We start from the raw sequence: 14129 nt of genomic DNA on the forward strand, positions 1-14129 counted from the left end.
CGCCTACCGGCGTCGCCGCGCCGAGGCTGACGCCGCCCCGTGCCCGCCGCTCCGCGCCGCGTCACCCGTCCGGACCTGAGCGCCGGCAGCCCCCACCGGGACCCCGCGGATGCCGGTACCGCCTCGCCTGCGGGCGCCGACTCCGCACCCGCTCAGCACGCCGCTGCACCCACCGATCTCGCACCGGAAGGACTCGCCCGATGAGCCAGAGCGCACCTGCCGCCAACACCCCCGATGCTCCGATCACCTATGCCGCCGCCGGCGTCGATACGGCCGCGGGTGACCGGGCGGTGGAACTGATGAAGGCCTCGGTCGCTGCCACGATGACCCCCGCCGTCGTCGGGGAAGTGGGCGGTTTCGCCGGGATGGTCGACGTCTCCGAGCTGCGCGGCTACCGCCGTCCGCTGCTGGCCACCTCCACCGACGGGGTCGGCACCAAGGTCGCCATTGCCCAGGCGCTCGACATTCACGACACCATAGGCCAGGACCTGGTGGGCATGGTCATCGACGACATCGTGGTGGTCGGCGCCCGCCCCCTGCTCATGACCGACTACATCGCCTGTGGCAAGGTGATCCCGCAGCGCATCGCCGACATCGTGCGCGGTGTCGCCCAGGCCTGTGCCGCCGTTGATACCCCGCTGCTGGGGGGAGAGACCGCCGAGCACCCCGGCCTCATGGGCCCGGATGACTACGACGTCGCCGGGGCGGCCACCGGCGTGGTGGAGGCCGACCGGACGCTCGGCGCGCAGCGGGTGCGTCCCGGCGACGTACTTGTGGCCCTGGCCGCCTCCGGCCTGCACTCCAACGGCTACTCGCTGGTGCGACGCGTGGTGGAGCAGGCCGGATGGTCTCTGGACCGCGAGGTGCCCGAGTTCGGTCGCAGCGTCGGGCAGGAACTGCTGGAGCCCACGCGCCTGTACACCCGAGTACTGCTGGATCTCATCGCTCAGGTTGACCCCGCCGACGTCGACCCCGAGCAGCTGCGTATTCGCGCCCTGGCGCACGTCACCGGCGGCGGTCTGGGGGCAAACCTGGCCCGCGTCCTGCCCGCCGGAACCATCGCGGTGGTCGACCGCGGCACCTGGACGGTGCCCGCGGTGTTCGACGTCGTGCGCCGCCTGGGCGCGGTTCCGTGGGACGACCTCGAGTCCACCCTCAACCTGGGGGTGGGCATGGTCGCGGTGGTATCCCCGAGCGCCGTCGATGCGGTGCTGAGCGGCGCCGAGGCTGCGGGCATGCCCGCCTGGGTGCTGGGCAGCGTCAAGGACGCCGCCGACTACACGCCCCGGGGGCGGCTGATTGCCGGCACCAAGGGTGTAAACGGTGGTGGCGTGGACCTGCTGGGAACCTACCGGGTCGCCTGAGCCGGCGCCGGGACGGGTGACCGCCTGGGGTCGAGGTGGCCCCGGCGGCGCGTCACGGCGTCACGTGGCGGCGTTCAGGTGCCGCGCTCACGTGTGACCACGTATGGCGAGGTGTCCGGGTCAGGCGTCCTCGTCGTCCCAGTCGTCGTCGACCGCGTATTTCGCGGCCAACTCCTCATACATGTCTTCGTCGGACTCGGCGTCGGGGGACGCTGCGGAGGACGCCGTGGCGAGCTCTCGTTCGAGCGCCGCGTAGTCGGTCTCCGGGCTGAAGTACTTGAGCTTGCGGGCGACCTTGGTCGCCTTGGCCTTCTGACGGCCGCGCCCCATAGGCTCGACCCCCTCCAACATATCTCTGGGCGCGCACGTGGGCGCGCAGCAACTGGGCAAATGTGTCGTGGGGCAACCGTACAACGTCGCCGCGCCGAAACACCATTCCGCAGGCAGCGCTTCGGCCGTGGTAAGGCCCACGGATGGGCGCGGCGGTACTGGGAATACGGATTCAGGCGAGTCCGGACGGGGCCGGGTGACAGACGACGGCGCTAGCGACGCAGGGCCTTGATCAGGGCTATAGCGCTCAACCCGGCCAGCGCCGCCACGGCCCCGGTGACCAGGGCCAGTGCCTGAGGATCGCCGTCCTGGGCGTCGTCGAGTAGGCGCCGGGCGCGCGCTAAGAGCGACGAGCTGTCGTATTTCGGCGCGTCGGCGGAGACCGACGGCGTGTCGGTGCCGCCGCTGAAGCGGGCCTTCAATCCGGCGGCCGTGGACTCGGCGCGTTCGCGCAGGTCGGCGACGGTGGATTCGGCGGTGGTGCGGGCGGCCGCCTTAAGGGCGTTGGGAGCGAGCCGGACGGTGAGCTCCTCAACGTCGCTTACAACCGATGCGCGTAGGTCGGCGAGGCGGGCCTCGATCTCCTCCGGGGTGGCCGCTGCGGTCGAATTGTTCTCACTCACTGCTGGCTGCCCTTCTCGAAGCCGGTGGCGGCGGCGGACTTAACGGTGTTCAGGTCGTGCTGGAGAGCGCCCTTCGGGTCGGGCATGTCGGCCTTGGCGGCCTGGAGGCGTTTGGCGCCTAGCAGCGCGGCGATGCCGGCGACGAGCAACAGCACCACGGCGACGATGAGCTTGGCCGCCCACAGGGGCAGTGCAAGCGCAATCAACTCGACGATGGCCCCCAGCAGGAAACCCACGCCATACAGGGCGACGACTCCGGCCACAGCAACTAGAGCTCCGCCCACCCCCATGGTCGTGGCCATGCGCTTGCCCTTGGCCTTGGCCAGATCGATCTCGCCGTGTACCAGTGCGGAGACGTTGTCCGAAATCCGGGTCACGAGCTCGGCGAGCGTCGGCTGTGCCGTCGCCGAGGCAGATGACGAAGACGCCGTTGGGGGCTGTTTGGGTTGTTGGGCCTGCTGGCTCATGGAACCGACCTTCTCATGCCTGCTGATGAACACCGCGGGGCGGCGGAGGCCGCTCCTGCTGTAAGCACCAGAATCTCACATGCCGGGCCTTGGCGGCAGCTGACTGCCCCGTGAGTGACTGATTCGCCGCTGGAAGTTGCAGTGCAACCGTGCGGTGATGAAGAGGCTGAACGCGGTTGGACCGCCTGCGTCGGTTTGGACCGCTTGCGTCGGTTTGGACCGCCCCAGTTGCACACAACGGCGGTCCAAACAGGGGATAGCGGTCCAAATGGACTTACGCGGTCCAAACCGGGGATAGGGGTCCAAACCGGGGCGGCACGAGACGACGCATGCTCAGTTGCGGTCGCCGGCTGCGTTACCGGCGTCCACAGGCAGGGTTCGTGCAGGGTCCTGCTCGGTGTATTCACAGGCACCGGGACGATCATCGAGACCGGAGCGCACAGTGGCGATATGTGGTGTTCGCCGATTCCGATCCTGTTGTCCTCAGAACTCGCCGGGCGCGGCCGGGATAGGAGCGCCCTTGCCCGGGCCGCGCGTCCCGGCGGAGAACTTGTTCGCATCCTGCGCGGCGCCTATGTGCAGCGCCATGATCTCCGCGGTTTGAGCCGGTCCCAGGTGCATCGGGCCAAGGTCGTCGCCGCGCGACTCACCGGTGCGTTGGACGGTGCCGTGCTTGCCCGGGAGTCGGCGGCTGTAATGCATGAGATTCCGCTGGTGGGCGATATTCCTCAGCAGGTGCAGGTGGTGCGGCTTGGACGCGATGGCGGCCGATCATCGGCGGGGATCCACACGCTACGCGCTGGCTGCGACTTCCAGACGGTGCTTGACGACGGCGTGCCGGTGGCCTCAGTGGCGCAGACCCTCGCGGATCTGGGACGCCGTCGGCCGTTGCGTGATGTATTGGCCGGCTTTGACGCCATGCTGAGAGCCGGCCGGGTGACGAAGGAGGCCATCGCCGCGGCCGCCCCGAAGCGCTCGCGGGGCAGGCCACGGCTGTGCCGGACGATCGAGGCGGCCGACCCCAACGCGGAGTCACCGGGGGAGAGCTTGAGTCGGGCGGTGATGATCGAGCATCACCTGCCGCTACCCGCTTTGCAGGAACCCGTGCGGGATCAACGGGGCGGACTGCTTGGACGCGTCGACTTCATCTGGCACGAACACGGCGTGATCGGAGAGTTCGACGGTCGGGTCAAGTACGGGCGAGAGTTGACGGGCAGACCGGTGGAGGAGGTCCTGCTGGCCGAGCGGCGTCGGGAACTCGATATCGAGAGTGCCACGGGGATGCGGGTTGTGCGTTGGCTTTGGGATGACGCACTGAGAGAACAGGGATTGCTGGAGATCCTCGCCGGAGCGGGCATCTACCCCAGCTATTGAAACACACTACGCACGATCAACTACTCGCCCGCGGTTGGACTGCCTGCCCGCGGTTGGACTGCCTGCCCGCGGTTGGACTGCCTGCCCGCGGTTGGACCGCCTCAGAGGTACTCTCAGGCGGTCCAAGCGCAGAAACGCGGTCCAACTGAAGGAATGGGGTCCAACGGCAGGGTGTGAGCAATCCCGAGCGGGATGCCAGTGGGCTGCCGTGGGCGCATGCCAGAGGGTGCCGTGGGCGCACGCCGGCGGTGTGGTCATGTTCTCCGGCCTACTCCTGGCTCCAGGCATCCCACAGGCTCGCGTACTTCCCGCCGCGGGCGACGAGCTCGTCTTGTGCCCCCAGCTACACGATCCGCCCGTCCAGCATGACGGCCACCCGGTCCGTGTCCGCCTGTGGCTGCTCCCCGGTGGCCCGGGCGACTACGGCGCGATAGATGACGGCGTCGGGGCCACCGGCTCGGGCACGCGTCAGCAGCTCCCGGTGCAGGCGCGCGGGCACGCGTCACCGCCCGCGCGGGCCACCACCACATGCACGTCCTGGTTCATGTCGGCGACCCCGGAATGCTCTCGTTCGGTAGCCGCCAGAGTGTCAACGTCAACCGGTACGAGTGCTGCCCCGCCACGCACGTCCAGCGCCTCGCGCAGCGTTCCGGTGAACAGCTGCGCCGTCGCTGCGGAGATGACGATCGACGCGCATCTGCTCCAACGGCATGTCGGTCGGGGCCCGCCCGGTGAGTGTGACGGCCGGAGCAGCCTCGTCGAAGCGGACCAGTCGTGTGGCCAACGCGGTGGATAGATCCGGACCGGCGGCGACTAGCGCCGTCATTCGCCGGGGGCCAGTGCGACCTTGGAGGTGGAGTCCACCAGTTCGCCGTCGACCGGTACTGGGCGAGTCGGAGCAAGCACTAGCCGCTCGGCAACGTCCCCGGTGATGGACATGCGTGCCGCCGCAGGTCCTGGAAGGCCGCCCGGTAACGGCGGGCTGGCGTTCGGCTGTGACAGAAGTCGCCGAGCGGCGAGGGGGCTGCGGGGATGAATCACGGTGGCATGAGGCTAACGGTGGTCCGACCCCGCGGCACCGCCGCGGCGGTGTGGGAAGATACGCCTCGCCGCCGGGAATACGTGCCGGGAGTATCGATTCGCGGCGAATCTGCCCACACGTCCACACGGGACAGCGCCGTTCGCGGCGAGTTACTGCCGGCGCGCGGGTTACTGGTAGGTGTCCAGTATGCGCAGCTTGCGTGAGGTCACGTAGCGGGCGTAGGCCTTGGCGCGCGCCTCCAGGTCGGCGGTGTGCATCGTGGTCGCCCCCGGGGTGACGAAGGGTTCCAGGTAGTCGGTACCGATGATCACGCTGGTGGCCTGGAAGGGGCGCAGTACGTCGTTCATCGTGTAGCCGGACGAGGCGGCGTCCCGATCGCGCCGCCGCCGCCGGAACAGGACGTCGGTCACCGAACGGCGGGTGTCGAAGCGGCGGTAGTGTGCGGCCACCGCGCCGGCGGACACGGCCAGCAGCAGTTCCTTGCCCTGCAGGGCGTCCCCGTTGGTGCCGTATGCCCACCCCCAAGTCAGGACGTCATCCTCCCACTTCTTCAACAGCGGCGGACTGGAGTACCACTGGATCGGGAACTGGAGCACGATCCGATCGGTGCGTTCCAGTAAATCCTGCTCGGCCTCGACGTCAAAGTTGAAGTCGGGATACAACGCGTACATGTCGCGAATCTCGACTCCTTCCAGTCCTTCCGCCGCCTGCGCCAGGCGCAGGTTGATGGTGGACTGGCTGAGATCGGGGTGAAAGATGAAGATGGTGGTCTTCGCCATGGCATTCCTCAACAGGTGCGGGCGGGTCTGGAACCTCCAGTGGCCGGGCACGGCAAGAGCCGACACGAGTCGGCCACCTCACCGTGGGCTTGCGGGAAGGTAATGGCATGGTAACGGACTGGGGCGGGCTACGCAGGCGCCCCGTCTGGTTCTGTGGTTGATGCGACTCGCGGTGCTGGTTCCAGCGCCGGCGCCAGGGCGGATAGCACGCCGACGCCGCAGCCGATCGCCAGCAGTAGCAGCAGTTGCCGCCAGGGGATCGGGAAGCCGCCAATTCCCTGGTCGGCCAGCACGGCTCCTCCTGCCCCGGCCAGAACCAGCCCGGCCGCCGCGCCCAGGACCAGTCCGGCGACGCAGGCGAGGGCGAATTCACACAGAAGTTGCGCAGCCCGCTGCCCTCGGCTCTGCCCCACCGCCCGCATGAGCGCCCCCTCATCTGTCCGCTCAGCGGCCGCTGCCGCCAGGGCTCCGGCCGCGCACAGACCGGCGAGCGCGCTTACGCAGATCATCAAGGCGGGCAGTACATCCAGTAGTTGTGCAGCCGCTCGTCCAGGAGCGGCGTCATCCGTCATGGTGGCGCGCAGTGAGACGGCGAGCGGTGCGCCCGCGCAAACCGCCGCAGTGGCAAGCATCGGGGCCACCGCGATGGCGGCCGCAGCGTGCGGTGCGGCCGCCACCTGCCGCAGCGCCAGTCGGCCGCTGGAACCGACACGCGCCGGCAGCCCCAACACGGCGACCAGCGCGCGCACCGCCTGCGGCAGCGCAATGAGCAGGCCGACGAGCAACGCCCCGGCCGCTGTCCACAGGATGCCGACGCGGTGGGTCAGGGCATCCGCGTGCCAGACCACGACGCTGCCAACCGCACCCGCAACAAGTAACAGTGTGCCGATGGCGCCACGTACCGCCGATGGCTGTCGTGGGCATGAGGGCGCGACCGGCGTCGTCCCCGCCGGGGCGGTAGCCGCGCGCAAGGCGGGCGGCATGCTGCCGACGAGCGTGGCCAGTAGGGCCGTGCCGACGGCGAGTTCCTGCGGCATCAGCGCCTTGTCGGAGTTCCAGGTCGGGCTGAGGGCCGAGGCGAGCTCGGCGGTGAGCAGACGCGGCGCCCCAATGGCACCGAGCAGGCCGAATGCACTGCCCAACAGGCCGATGAGGAGCGCCTGGATGAGCACGGCGCCCACCAGCAGCGATGCGGACGCCCCGGTCTCCCGCAGCAGCGTGAATACCCAAGCGCGCCGACGCAGGCTCGTGCTGAAGGCCTCGGCGACGATCAGTACGAGCATGAGTCCCGTCAAGCCGCCGAGGCCCAGTACCAATGCATGAGCGCCGGCCCGAGCCAGTGCGTCGGCTTGTCCGCCTGCCACTGATCCACCGTCTCGGTCGACGGCGACCAGAGTGAAGGCGCCGACCATAATGGCCGTGGCCGCGGCGACGACCACGGCAAGCAGTAGAGCGGAGCCGGGTCGCATGCGCGTACCGTGCCAGACCGCCCGGATCACTGGTAGCCCCAGGGGTCGTTGCGATCTGTGCCGTCCGCCCCGGCGTTGCCGGAGCCGGCTGCCCGATGCGGCCGTCGCCCGGGTCGGGTCTGACGGTCGCCGGGGTCGTCCCAGTCATGCGGCGCGGCGTCGTAGCCGCGTGCGGACCTTCCGGGGCGGGAGCGCTCGCCGGGGGCGTCCCAGTCGTGGGGACGGCTACCGCGGGTGTGGGAGCGGGCGGTTCCCCGGGCGCCGAGCGGCTGCGCCCAGGCCTCCTCCACCTGAGAGACCTCCCGCTCGCCGTTGCCGACGCTGATACTGGCGTTGGCCGTGTCGCCCAGATCGTGTAGAGCATCTAGGAGCTGATCGCGGTCCGGCTGATTCATTTCGGCGACGATACTGCCGTCTTGCAGGAACAGGACGGTGTCCGCGTGGGCGGCCACGTCGGCGTCGTGAGTGGCGACGATGACGCTCTGCTCCAGTTCGTCGACCGCGGTGCGCAGGATGCGCAGAATCTGTGTGGCAGCCGGCGAGCCGAGGGAACCGGTCGGCTCGTCGGCGAGCACCACCGCCGGAGTGCCGAGGAGTGCGCGGGCACTGGCCACTCGCTGGGCCATCTCCGGGCTGAGTTCGTTGGGGCGGTAATCGAGACGGCCCCTCAGGCCGACGACGTCGACGATCCGGTTCAGGCGAGCGGTATCGACGGGCCGTCGAGCCAGTGTCAACGGCAGGGTGATGTTCTCGACAACGCTCAGGGAGGGGACGAGGTTGCGGGACTGGAAGATCAGGCCGATCCGTTCACGCCGCAAGCGGGTCAGACGCCGCTGGTTCAGCAGCGATATCTCTTCGTCGTCGAGGATGATCGTCCCCGAGGTGGGCGTTTCCAGGCCCGCCAGGCAGCGCAGCAGAGTCGTCTTGCCGGCGCCGGAGGGTCCCAGGATGGCGGTGAGGCGGCCGTGAGCGATATGTGCGTCTACCGATTCCAGTGCGGTGACCGTGCGCTCGCCGTCGCCGAAGAGCTTGGACAGGTTGCGGGCGGTGACCACCGGGTCCCCGACTGGACCGTGGGCCATGAGCCCCTTCGGGTGACGGCGGCTTATGCGTGTCTCGCGGCGGGGCGGCGTGGGTGAGGTGCTCAGGTGACGCGCCTCGGGCGAGGAGGACTCACCGGGTGCAACTGTGGTCATAACGGTAGTGTCACATGTAATCGCGCTGGGAGTGAAGCGCATGTCCCGTGTGAATGTGTGCGCCTACTCCCAGCCGAGTTCGTGCAGGCGGGCGTCGGAGATGCCGAAGTGGTGACCGACCTCGTGGATCACGGTTATCGTCACCTGCTCCACCAGCTCTTCACGGCTGCGGCACCAGCGCTGCAGCGGCCCCTGGAAGATGAGAATGCGATCGGGCAGGGCCAGGGACCAGTCGGCATTGCGCTCGGTTAGCGGCACGCCGTCGTACAGGCCCAGCAGGGTGGGGCGACCGGCGGGGTCGTAGTCATCGGGGCCGAGCATGTCCGCGTCCGGCTCGTCCTGGACCAGCACCACCACGTTGTCCATCTGGCTGCGAGCGCCTCGGGGATGGCGTCCAGGGCGTCGGCGACGGCGGACTCGAACTCGGCGTCGGACAGGCGGATTGGGGTCATGGGAACAGCCTGCCATGCGTCGGCAAGGGGCCGGTCGGACGCCTGTCTGCAGGGCGCCAAAGGGGTGGTGAGCAGGCTCACGTCCGTAAGATTTGCGCGGATAGGTTCCGGCCCAATACCGTACATCCCGGTTCGAGGCGCGACGACGCCAAGGGCACCGGGCCCCCATCGTCTAGCGGCCTAGGACCCCGCCCTTTCACGGCGGTAGCACGGGTTCGAATCCCGTTGGGGGTACGATTCACGTGAGTGATGACATATTGGCCTCGTGGCGCAGTTGGTTAGCGCGCCGCCCTGTCACGGCGGAGGTCGCGGGTTCAAGTCCCGTCGAGGTCGCGGATGCGGGTCGCTCAGTCGGAAACGGCTGGGCGATCGCGCGCCTAGGCTCTGTAGCTCAGTTGGTAGAGCGTTCGACTGAAAATCGAAAGGTCACCGGATCGACGCCGGTCGGAGCCACGGCGATAGCCCGCGGGACCCACAAGGTCCCGCGGGCTTCGCTCATTCTCGCCTCCGGTTGGCGGCTAGTGAGACTCCCGCACCACCAGGCGGGCCGGCACCAGCACCGGCTGCCCGTCCCAAGTCTCATCGAGGATTGAGCGCAGCATGTCGGTCGCGGCTCGGCCGAGTACATCGGTGGGATTGTCGATCGAGGTCAGCGGAGGGTCTGCGGCTGCTGCCTGAGGGGTGTTGTCGCAGGAGACCAGGGCGACGTCGTCGGGCACCCGCAGGCCTCGCTCGCGCCACACCTTGAGTGCTTCCAGTGCCATCAGGTCCGAGGAGGCAAACACGCCGTCGACCTCGCCGGACTCGATCCGCGCCGCCAGTGCCTCGCCGGCTGCACGCCCAGAGTCGGCGGTGAAGGCGCCCTCCAACAGGAGCGGATCGATGCCTTCCCCGGCCATCACGTCTCGGAAGCCTCGCAGGCGGTCGTGTGCGGCCACCATGTCCAGCGGGCCGGTGATGATCGCCGGCCGGCGCACGCCCCGGTCGAGCAGGTGCACGGCGGCGAGCCTGCCGGCGGAGACGTTGTCTAGGTCGACCCAGCTCTCGTAGGTCTGCAGGGACACCGGCCGACCGATGAACACCACCGGAATGTTGGTACTCACCATGGTCTCCACCTGCCCGCTGAAGCGGTGATGGGAGATGACGATCGCCCCATCAACCGACCCGTTGCGCAGGTACTTGGCGGCGCGGCGGCCATGGCCGGCCTGATCGGCGAAGACCATGACCAGCTGGATGTCCGCCGCGTCCAGGGCGCTGGAGATCTCCAGGACCGTCTGGGTCAGGAAGGGATCGGAGAAGATCATCTGATCCGGTTCGGGGATGACCACGGCCACTGTGCCGGTGCGGTGGGACACCAGCGCCCGCGCCGCCGAATTGGGTATGTATCCCAGTGAGTCGACGGCGGCCTGCACGGCCTTCATCTTCTTCGCGGTCACGCCGACGTCCCCGCGGACCACCCGTGAGGCAGTGGCCCGGGAGACCCCGGCGGCACGGGCCACGTCCTCCAACGTGACCCTGTCGGATGAGCGCATGGAAATCTCCCGTCATTCCAGCTCGAAGCCGTTGTTGCGCACCACCGCGGAGAACCAGTCGGCCGACGCCTTGGGAATGCGCTCGAGCGTGTCATAGTCCACCCGGACGATACCGAAGCGCTTGGTGTAGCCGCGGGCCCACTCGAAATTGTCCATCAGCGACCACACCAGGTACCCCTCCACCCGGGCGCCGGCGGAAATGGCATCGTGCACGGCCACCAGGTGGTCGCGGATATAAGCCAGACGGTCCAGGTCTTCGACCCGTCCGTGCTCGTCCGGCTCGTCGCGGAAGGCGGCGCCGTTCTCGGTGATGACGATCGGGATGCCGGCTGCGTCCGGCCCCGCCGTCGAGGTGTACTCCCGCTCCAGCCGCATCAGCAGCTCATACAGGTCACGCGGCTCTACCTGCCAGCCCATGTCCGTTACCGGCAGGTCCTGGGGGACGGCGCGAACATTCTCCGAGCCGACGTTCGCCGAGGGACCCGCCCCCGCCTCCGGTCCCCCGAACCGCAGTCCCGGCTCGGGGCCGGCCACGGTCTGACCGTTGTAGAAGTTGACCCCCAGCACGTCGATCGGCTCGGCGATGGCTGCCATGTCCCCCTCCTGCACCCAGTCGTGGATGTCAGCCCAGACGGCCATGTCGGCGACGGCGTCGGCCGGGTAGGCGCCGCGCAGCATCGCCTCCAGGAACAGCCGGTTCTGGGTGCCGTCCACTCGGCGGGCGGCGTCGCGGTCAACGGGGCTGCTCGGATCGGCGGGGTGGACGGGGGAGAAGTTCAGGGTGATGCCGATGCGTGGGCTGCGGCCGGCGGCAGCTGCAGCCTCACGCAGGGCGCGCACCGCCAGGCCGTGCCCCAGCATGAGATGGTGGACCGCCGCCACGGCCTGGGCCGGCTCGTTGACGGCGGGCGCGTGTTCTGCGCCCGCGTAGGACAGGAAGGAGGAACACCAGGGCTCATTCAGCGTGGTCCAAATGTCCACCTTGCCACCCAGCCGTGCGTAGACGGCCCGGGCGTAGTCGGCGAAGGCCTGGGCGGTGGAGCGGACGGTCCAGCCGCCCTCCTTCTGCAGGGCCTGGGGCAGGTCCCAGTGGTAGAGCGTCAGCCACGGCTCGATCCCGGCTGCGCGCAGGGCGTCCACCAGGTGCGCGTAGAAGTCCAGGCCCCGTTCATTGATCGTGCGCCCATCGGGCATGACCCGGGCCCAGGACACGGAGAAGCGGTAGGTGGGCAGGCCCAGCGACTGCATGAGGGCGACGTCGTCGTCGACGCGGTGGTAGTGGTCGCAGGCCACGTCGATGTTGGAGGCGTCGTCAATGGCCCCGGGGCGGCGGCACAACACGTCCCAGATGGAGTCCCCCTTGCCGCCCTCATGGGCGGCGCCCTCAACCTGCGCGGCGGCGGTGGCTACGCCCCAGCGGAATCCGGGCGGGAAGGTGATTGTGGTCATCCCTTAACAGCTCCTTGCATGATGCCGGAGACCAGCTGACGTCCGGCGAAGATGAACAGGATCAGCAGCGGCACGGTGGCGACGACCACGCCCGCCATGATGAGTGAGTAGTCCTTGAAGTAGGAGGCCTGCAGCAGCTGCAGGGCGACCGGCAGGGTCGGGTTCTTCGCGCCCAGTACGATGAAGGGCCAGAAGAAGTTCGTCCACGAGCCCACGAAGGTGAACAGGGCCAGCATGGATGCGGCGGGCCGGGCGGCCGGCAAGGCCACCGACCAGAAGGTGCGGAACATGGAGGCCCCGTCCACGCGGGCGGCCTCAATGAGCTCATACGGCAGGGCGTCGCGGATGTACTGGGTCATCCAGAACACGCCGAAGGCGGAGACCATGGCCGGCACGATGACGGCGATCAGCTCGCCGGTCCAGCCCAGCTTGGCCATCACGATGAACAGGGGGACCACGCCCAGCTGCGCGGGCACAGCCATGGTGGCGATCACGAACGTCAGCAGGCCGTCACGGCCGCGGAAACGCAGCTTAGAGAAGGCGTAGCCGGCCAGCGTGGAGAAGAACACCACGGACAGCGAGACGACGCCGGAAACGATCAGGGAGTTCAGGAAGGCACCCCACAGGTCGATGCCGGAGTTGATCACTCGGGTGATGTTGTCCACCAACTCGCCCTTGGGAATCAGCGAGGGGATCGGGTGCTTGGCGATCTCCGCGGCGTTCGAGGTGGCCAGCAGGAAGGCGAAGTACAGCGGGTAGGCGCTGATCAGGACAGCGGCGATCAGGAAGATGTAACCCACCGGTCCCGGACGGCGGTCCGGGCCGAAGCCCCGGTGTGCCTGCTTGGCGCGACGCCGGGCGGCGGCGCGGGCGGCCCGCTTGCCGGCGGTCTGCTCGATCATTGCCAGGGACGGCTCGTTGCTGCTCATGACAAGACTCCTTCCTTGCCGGCGGCGCCGGCGGTTGCCCGGCTGGTGGATCCGGCGCGTTCGCGGCCGGGACGGCGCCGACGGCGTTTCTTGGCTGGGGCGGTGCCCGAGGAGGAGATGCGCCGGGTGAGCATGAAGCTGAGGGAGGCGAACAGCAGAATGATCAGGAACAGGATCCAGGCGACCGCCGAGGCGCGGCCAAAGCTCTTCTGCGGCCCCCAACCCAGTTGGTACAGGTACATGGTCAGTGTCAGCCACTGGTTGTCGGAACCGCCGTTGCCCATGGTGTCGAACATGCGCGGCTCGTCGAAGATCTGCAGGCCGCCAATGGTGGAGTTGATGACCACGAAGATGATGGTGGAGCGCAGCTGCGGGATGGTGACGGACCAGAACTGACGCATGCGGCCCGCGCCGTCGACCGTGGCGGCCTCATACAGCTCGCGGGGAATGGCCTGCATCGCCGCCAGAATGATCAGGCGTTGTAGCCGGTCCAGCGGAAGTTGACCATGTTCGCGATTGCGATGTGGGACCAGAACGCCGAGGCGTGCCAGCCGATCGGGTCGAGTCCGATGTGGCCGAGGATGGCGTTTACCATGCCGGACTGGTCGGCGAATAGCTTGGAGAAGATGATCGACACGGCCACCGGGGCGACCACGTAGGGCAGCAGCACCCCCATGCGCCAGAAGGTCTTCGCCCGCAGGTTGGTGTTGAGCACGTAGGCGATCAAAACCGCCAGCATGATCTGCGGAACGCTGGAGAGTAGGAAGATGGAGAAGGTGTTGCGCAGGGCGATCCAGAAGTTCGGCTGCTGCACCACGTTGATGTAGTTGTCCAGCCCGGTGAATCCCTGGTCGCCGCCAATCAGGTGCCACTTGTGGAACGAGACCCAGGCCGTGTACAGCAGTGGATACAGGCCGGTGATGGCGAAGACGATGAAGAAGGGGGCGATGTACAGGTACGGGGAGACTACGAAGTCGAGGCGTCCCAGCCTGTCCCGCCGGGACATGGACCCGCGCCGCTGTGAGCGCGTCGGTGGTGGGGTGGGCGCGGTCCGACGGTCCCGCGTCGAGATTGCTGCTGACGTCATTGCCGATCCTTTCCGGTCAGCGGTCGAGATACGTCG

Annotated in this window: 16 protein-coding genes, 3 tRNA genes and 1 pseudogene; 6 read left to right on the top strand and 14 right to left on the bottom strand. The window is 68.5% G+C overall.

Going from position 1 to position 14129, the window contains the following annotated elements:
• Nucleotides 1–39: 39 nt before the first annotated feature.
• Both BW737_RS16085 and purM read left to right on the top strand, forming a co-directional pair.
• Nucleotides 40–204: a hypothetical protein gene (locus tag BW737_RS16085; protein ID WP_180272066.1), complete on the top strand. Its 165-nt coding sequence runs from the start codon at nucleotides 40–42 to the stop codon at nucleotides 202–204.
• Nucleotides 201–1364: a phosphoribosylformylglycinamidine cyclo-ligase gene (gene purM, locus BW737_RS04975; RefSeq protein ID WP_086615440.1), complete on the top strand. Its 1164-nt coding sequence runs from the start codon at nucleotides 201–203 to the stop codon at nucleotides 1362–1364. Before BW737_RS16085 ends, purM begins: the two co-directional genes overlap by 4 nt.
• 120 nt (nucleotides 1365–1484) lie before the next feature.
• Here the strand turns inward: purM and BW737_RS04980 are convergent, their stop codons facing one another.
• From BW737_RS04980 to BW737_RS17770, 4 genes are all read right to left on the bottom strand, one after another.
• Nucleotides 1485–1694, bottom strand: coding sequence for a DUF3073 domain-containing protein (locus BW737_RS04980; RefSeq protein WP_086615441.1), 210 nt, complete (start codon nucleotides 1692–1694; stop codon nucleotides 1485–1487).
• Nucleotides 1695–1906: 212 nt separating this feature from the next.
• A complete protein-coding gene (locus BW737_RS04985) occupies nucleotides 1907–2317 on the bottom strand; it encodes a hypothetical protein (RefSeq protein WP_086615442.1) in 411 nt (136 codons plus the stop codon).
• A complete protein-coding gene (locus BW737_RS04990; protein ID WP_086615465.1) occupies nucleotides 2314–2784 on the bottom strand; it encodes a phage holin family protein in 471 nt (156 codons plus the stop codon). Before BW737_RS04990 ends, BW737_RS04985 begins: the two co-directional genes overlap by 4 nt.
• Nucleotides 2785–3267: 483 nt before the next feature.
• Nucleotides 3268–3486 carry a hypothetical protein gene (locus BW737_RS17770; protein ID WP_257210488.1) on the bottom strand — a complete coding sequence of 73 codons (219 nt, stop codon included), beginning with the start codon at nucleotides 3484–3486 and terminating at the stop codon, nucleotides 3268–3270.
• On the opposite strand from BW737_RS17770, the gene BW737_RS04995 reads away from it, so the two are divergent.
• Nucleotides 3481–4158, top strand: a complete 678-nt coding sequence (locus BW737_RS04995; protein ID WP_257210489.1) for a hypothetical protein — start codon at nucleotides 3481–3483, stop codon at nucleotides 4156–4158. The genes BW737_RS17770 and BW737_RS04995 overlap by 6 nt on opposite strands.
• A 343-nt stretch (nucleotides 4159–4501) precedes the next feature.
• Here BW737_RS04995 and BW737_RS16090 read toward each other — a convergent pair whose 3' ends face one another.
• The 5 genes and pseudogenes from BW737_RS16090 to BW737_RS05015 form a co-directional block, all read right to left on the bottom strand.
• Nucleotides 4502–4657 carry a hypothetical protein gene (locus tag BW737_RS16090; RefSeq protein ID WP_180272065.1) on the bottom strand — a complete coding sequence of 52 codons (156 nt, stop codon included), beginning with the start codon at nucleotides 4655–4657 and terminating at the stop codon, nucleotides 4502–4504.
• A 710-nt stretch (nucleotides 4658–5367) separates the two neighbouring features.
• Nucleotides 5368–5979, bottom strand: a complete 612-nt coding sequence (locus BW737_RS05000; protein WP_073331086.1) for an NAD(P)H-dependent oxidoreductase — start codon at nucleotides 5977–5979, stop codon at nucleotides 5368–5370.
• Nucleotides 5980–6107: 128 nt separating this feature from the next.
• The gene (locus BW737_RS05005; RefSeq protein ID WP_099330337.1) at nucleotides 6108–7448 is read right to left on the bottom strand and encodes an FtsX-like permease family protein; all 1341 of its coding nucleotides are present in this window, start codon (nucleotides 7446–7448) and stop codon (nucleotides 6108–6110) included.
• Between the two features lie 26 nt (nucleotides 7449–7474).
• Nucleotides 7475–8644 (bottom strand): ABC transporter ATP-binding protein, encoded by a 1170-nt coding sequence (locus tag BW737_RS17775; RefSeq protein WP_257210490.1) that lies wholly within the window; start codon nucleotides 8642–8644, stop codon nucleotides 7475–7477.
• A gap of 63 nt (nucleotides 8645–8707) precedes the next feature.
• Nucleotides 8708–9096: pseudogene (locus tag BW737_RS05015) on the bottom strand (metallopeptidase family protein).
• Nucleotides 9097–9257: 161 nt separating this feature from the next.
• Here BW737_RS05015 and BW737_RS05020 point away from each other — a divergent pair.
• From BW737_RS05020 to BW737_RS05030, 3 genes are all read left to right on the top strand, one after another.
• A tRNA-Glu gene (locus tag BW737_RS05020) sits at nucleotides 9258–9330 on the top strand.
• A 25-nt stretch (nucleotides 9331–9355) separates the two neighbouring features.
• Nucleotides 9356–9429 (top strand) — tRNA-Asp (locus BW737_RS05025).
• A gap of 47 nt (nucleotides 9430–9476) precedes the next feature.
• Nucleotides 9477–9549, top strand: a tRNA-Phe gene (locus BW737_RS05030).
• A gap of 65 nt (nucleotides 9550–9614) precedes the next feature.
• Here the strand turns inward: BW737_RS05030 and BW737_RS05035 are convergent.
• The 5 genes from BW737_RS05035 to BW737_RS17785 are packed head-to-tail and all read right to left on the bottom strand — an operon-like array spanning nucleotide 9615 to nucleotide 14012.
• On the bottom strand, nucleotides 9615–10628 hold the full coding sequence (locus BW737_RS05035; RefSeq protein WP_086615445.1) for a LacI family DNA-binding transcriptional regulator: 1014 nt from the start codon (nucleotides 10626–10628) through the stop codon (nucleotides 9615–9617).
• 12 nt (nucleotides 10629–10640) lie between these two features.
• Nucleotides 10641–12077, bottom strand: a complete 1437-nt coding sequence (locus BW737_RS05040) for a GH1 family beta-glucosidase (protein WP_086615446.1) — start codon at nucleotides 12075–12077, stop codon at nucleotides 10641–10643.
• Complete coding sequence (locus BW737_RS05045) at nucleotides 12074–13006, bottom strand: carbohydrate ABC transporter permease (protein ID WP_218961784.1); 933 nt, start codon at nucleotides 13004–13006, stop codon at nucleotides 12074–12076. The genes BW737_RS05040 and BW737_RS05045 overlap by 4 nt, the downstream gene beginning before the upstream one ends.
• Nucleotides 13003–13464, bottom strand: a complete 462-nt coding sequence (locus tag BW737_RS17780; protein WP_257210491.1) for a carbohydrate ABC transporter permease — start codon at nucleotides 13462–13464, stop codon at nucleotides 13003–13005. Before BW737_RS17780 ends, BW737_RS05045 begins: the two co-directional genes overlap by 4 nt.
• A 14-nt stretch (nucleotides 13465–13478) precedes the next feature.
• Nucleotides 13479–14012 (bottom strand): carbohydrate ABC transporter permease, encoded by a 534-nt coding sequence (locus BW737_RS17785; protein ID WP_257210492.1) that lies wholly within the window; start codon nucleotides 14010–14012, stop codon nucleotides 13479–13481.
• Between the last annotated feature and the right edge of the window lie 117 nt (nucleotides 14013–14129).

Origin of the sequence: Actinomyces ruminis (assembly GCF_002154335.2) — a bacterium.
GTDB lineage: Bacteria > Actinomycetota > Actinomycetes > Actinomycetales > Actinomycetaceae > Actinomyces > Actinomyces ruminis.

Coding starts and splice junctions, on each gene's coding strand:
- BW737_RS17785 (WP_257210492.1), bottom strand. CDS start 14,012: ATGTCCCGGCGGGACAGGCTGGGACGCCTCGACTTCGTAGTCTCCCCG.
- BW737_RS05035 (WP_086615445.1), bottom strand. CDS start 10,628: ATGCGCTCATCCGACAGGGTCACGTTGGAGGACGTGGCCCGTGCCGCC.
- BW737_RS04995 (WP_257210489.1), top strand. CDS start 3,481: ATGCATGAGATTCCGCTGGTGGGCGATATTCCTCAGCAGGTGCAGGTG.
- BW737_RS05045 (WP_218961784.1), bottom strand. CDS start 13,006: ATGAGCAGCAACGAGCCGTCCCTGGCAATGATCGAGCAGACCGCCGGC.
- purM (WP_086615440.1), top strand. CDS start 201: ATGAGCCAGAGCGCACCTGCCGCCAACACCCCCGATGCTCCGATCACC.
- BW737_RS17775 (WP_257210490.1), bottom strand. CDS start 8,644: ATGACCACAGTTGCACCCGGTGAGTCCTCCTCGCCCGAGGCGCGTCAC.
- BW737_RS04990 (WP_086615465.1), bottom strand. CDS start 2,784: ATGAGCCAGCAGGCCCAACAACCCAAACAGCCCCCAACGGCGTCTTCG.
- BW737_RS05005 (WP_099330337.1), bottom strand. CDS start 7,448: ATGCGACCCGGCTCCGCTCTACTGCTTGCCGTGGTCGTCGCCGCGGCC.
- BW737_RS04980 (WP_086615441.1), bottom strand. CDS start 1,694: ATGGGGCGCGGCCGTCAGAAGGCCAAGGCGACCAAGGTCGCCCGCAAG.
- BW737_RS05040 (WP_086615446.1), bottom strand. CDS start 12,077: ATGACCACAATCACCTTCCCGCCCGGATTCCGCTGGGGCGTAGCCACC.
- BW737_RS17780 (WP_257210491.1), bottom strand. CDS start 13,464: ATGCAGGCCATTCCCCGCGAGCTGTATGAGGCCGCCACGGTCGACGGC.
- BW737_RS17770 (WP_257210488.1), bottom strand. CDS start 3,486: ATGCATTACAGCCGCCGACTCCCGGGCAAGCACGGCACCGTCCAACGC.
- BW737_RS05000 (WP_073331086.1), bottom strand. CDS start 5,979: ATGGCGAAGACCACCATCTTCATCTTTCACCCCGATCTCAGCCAGTCC.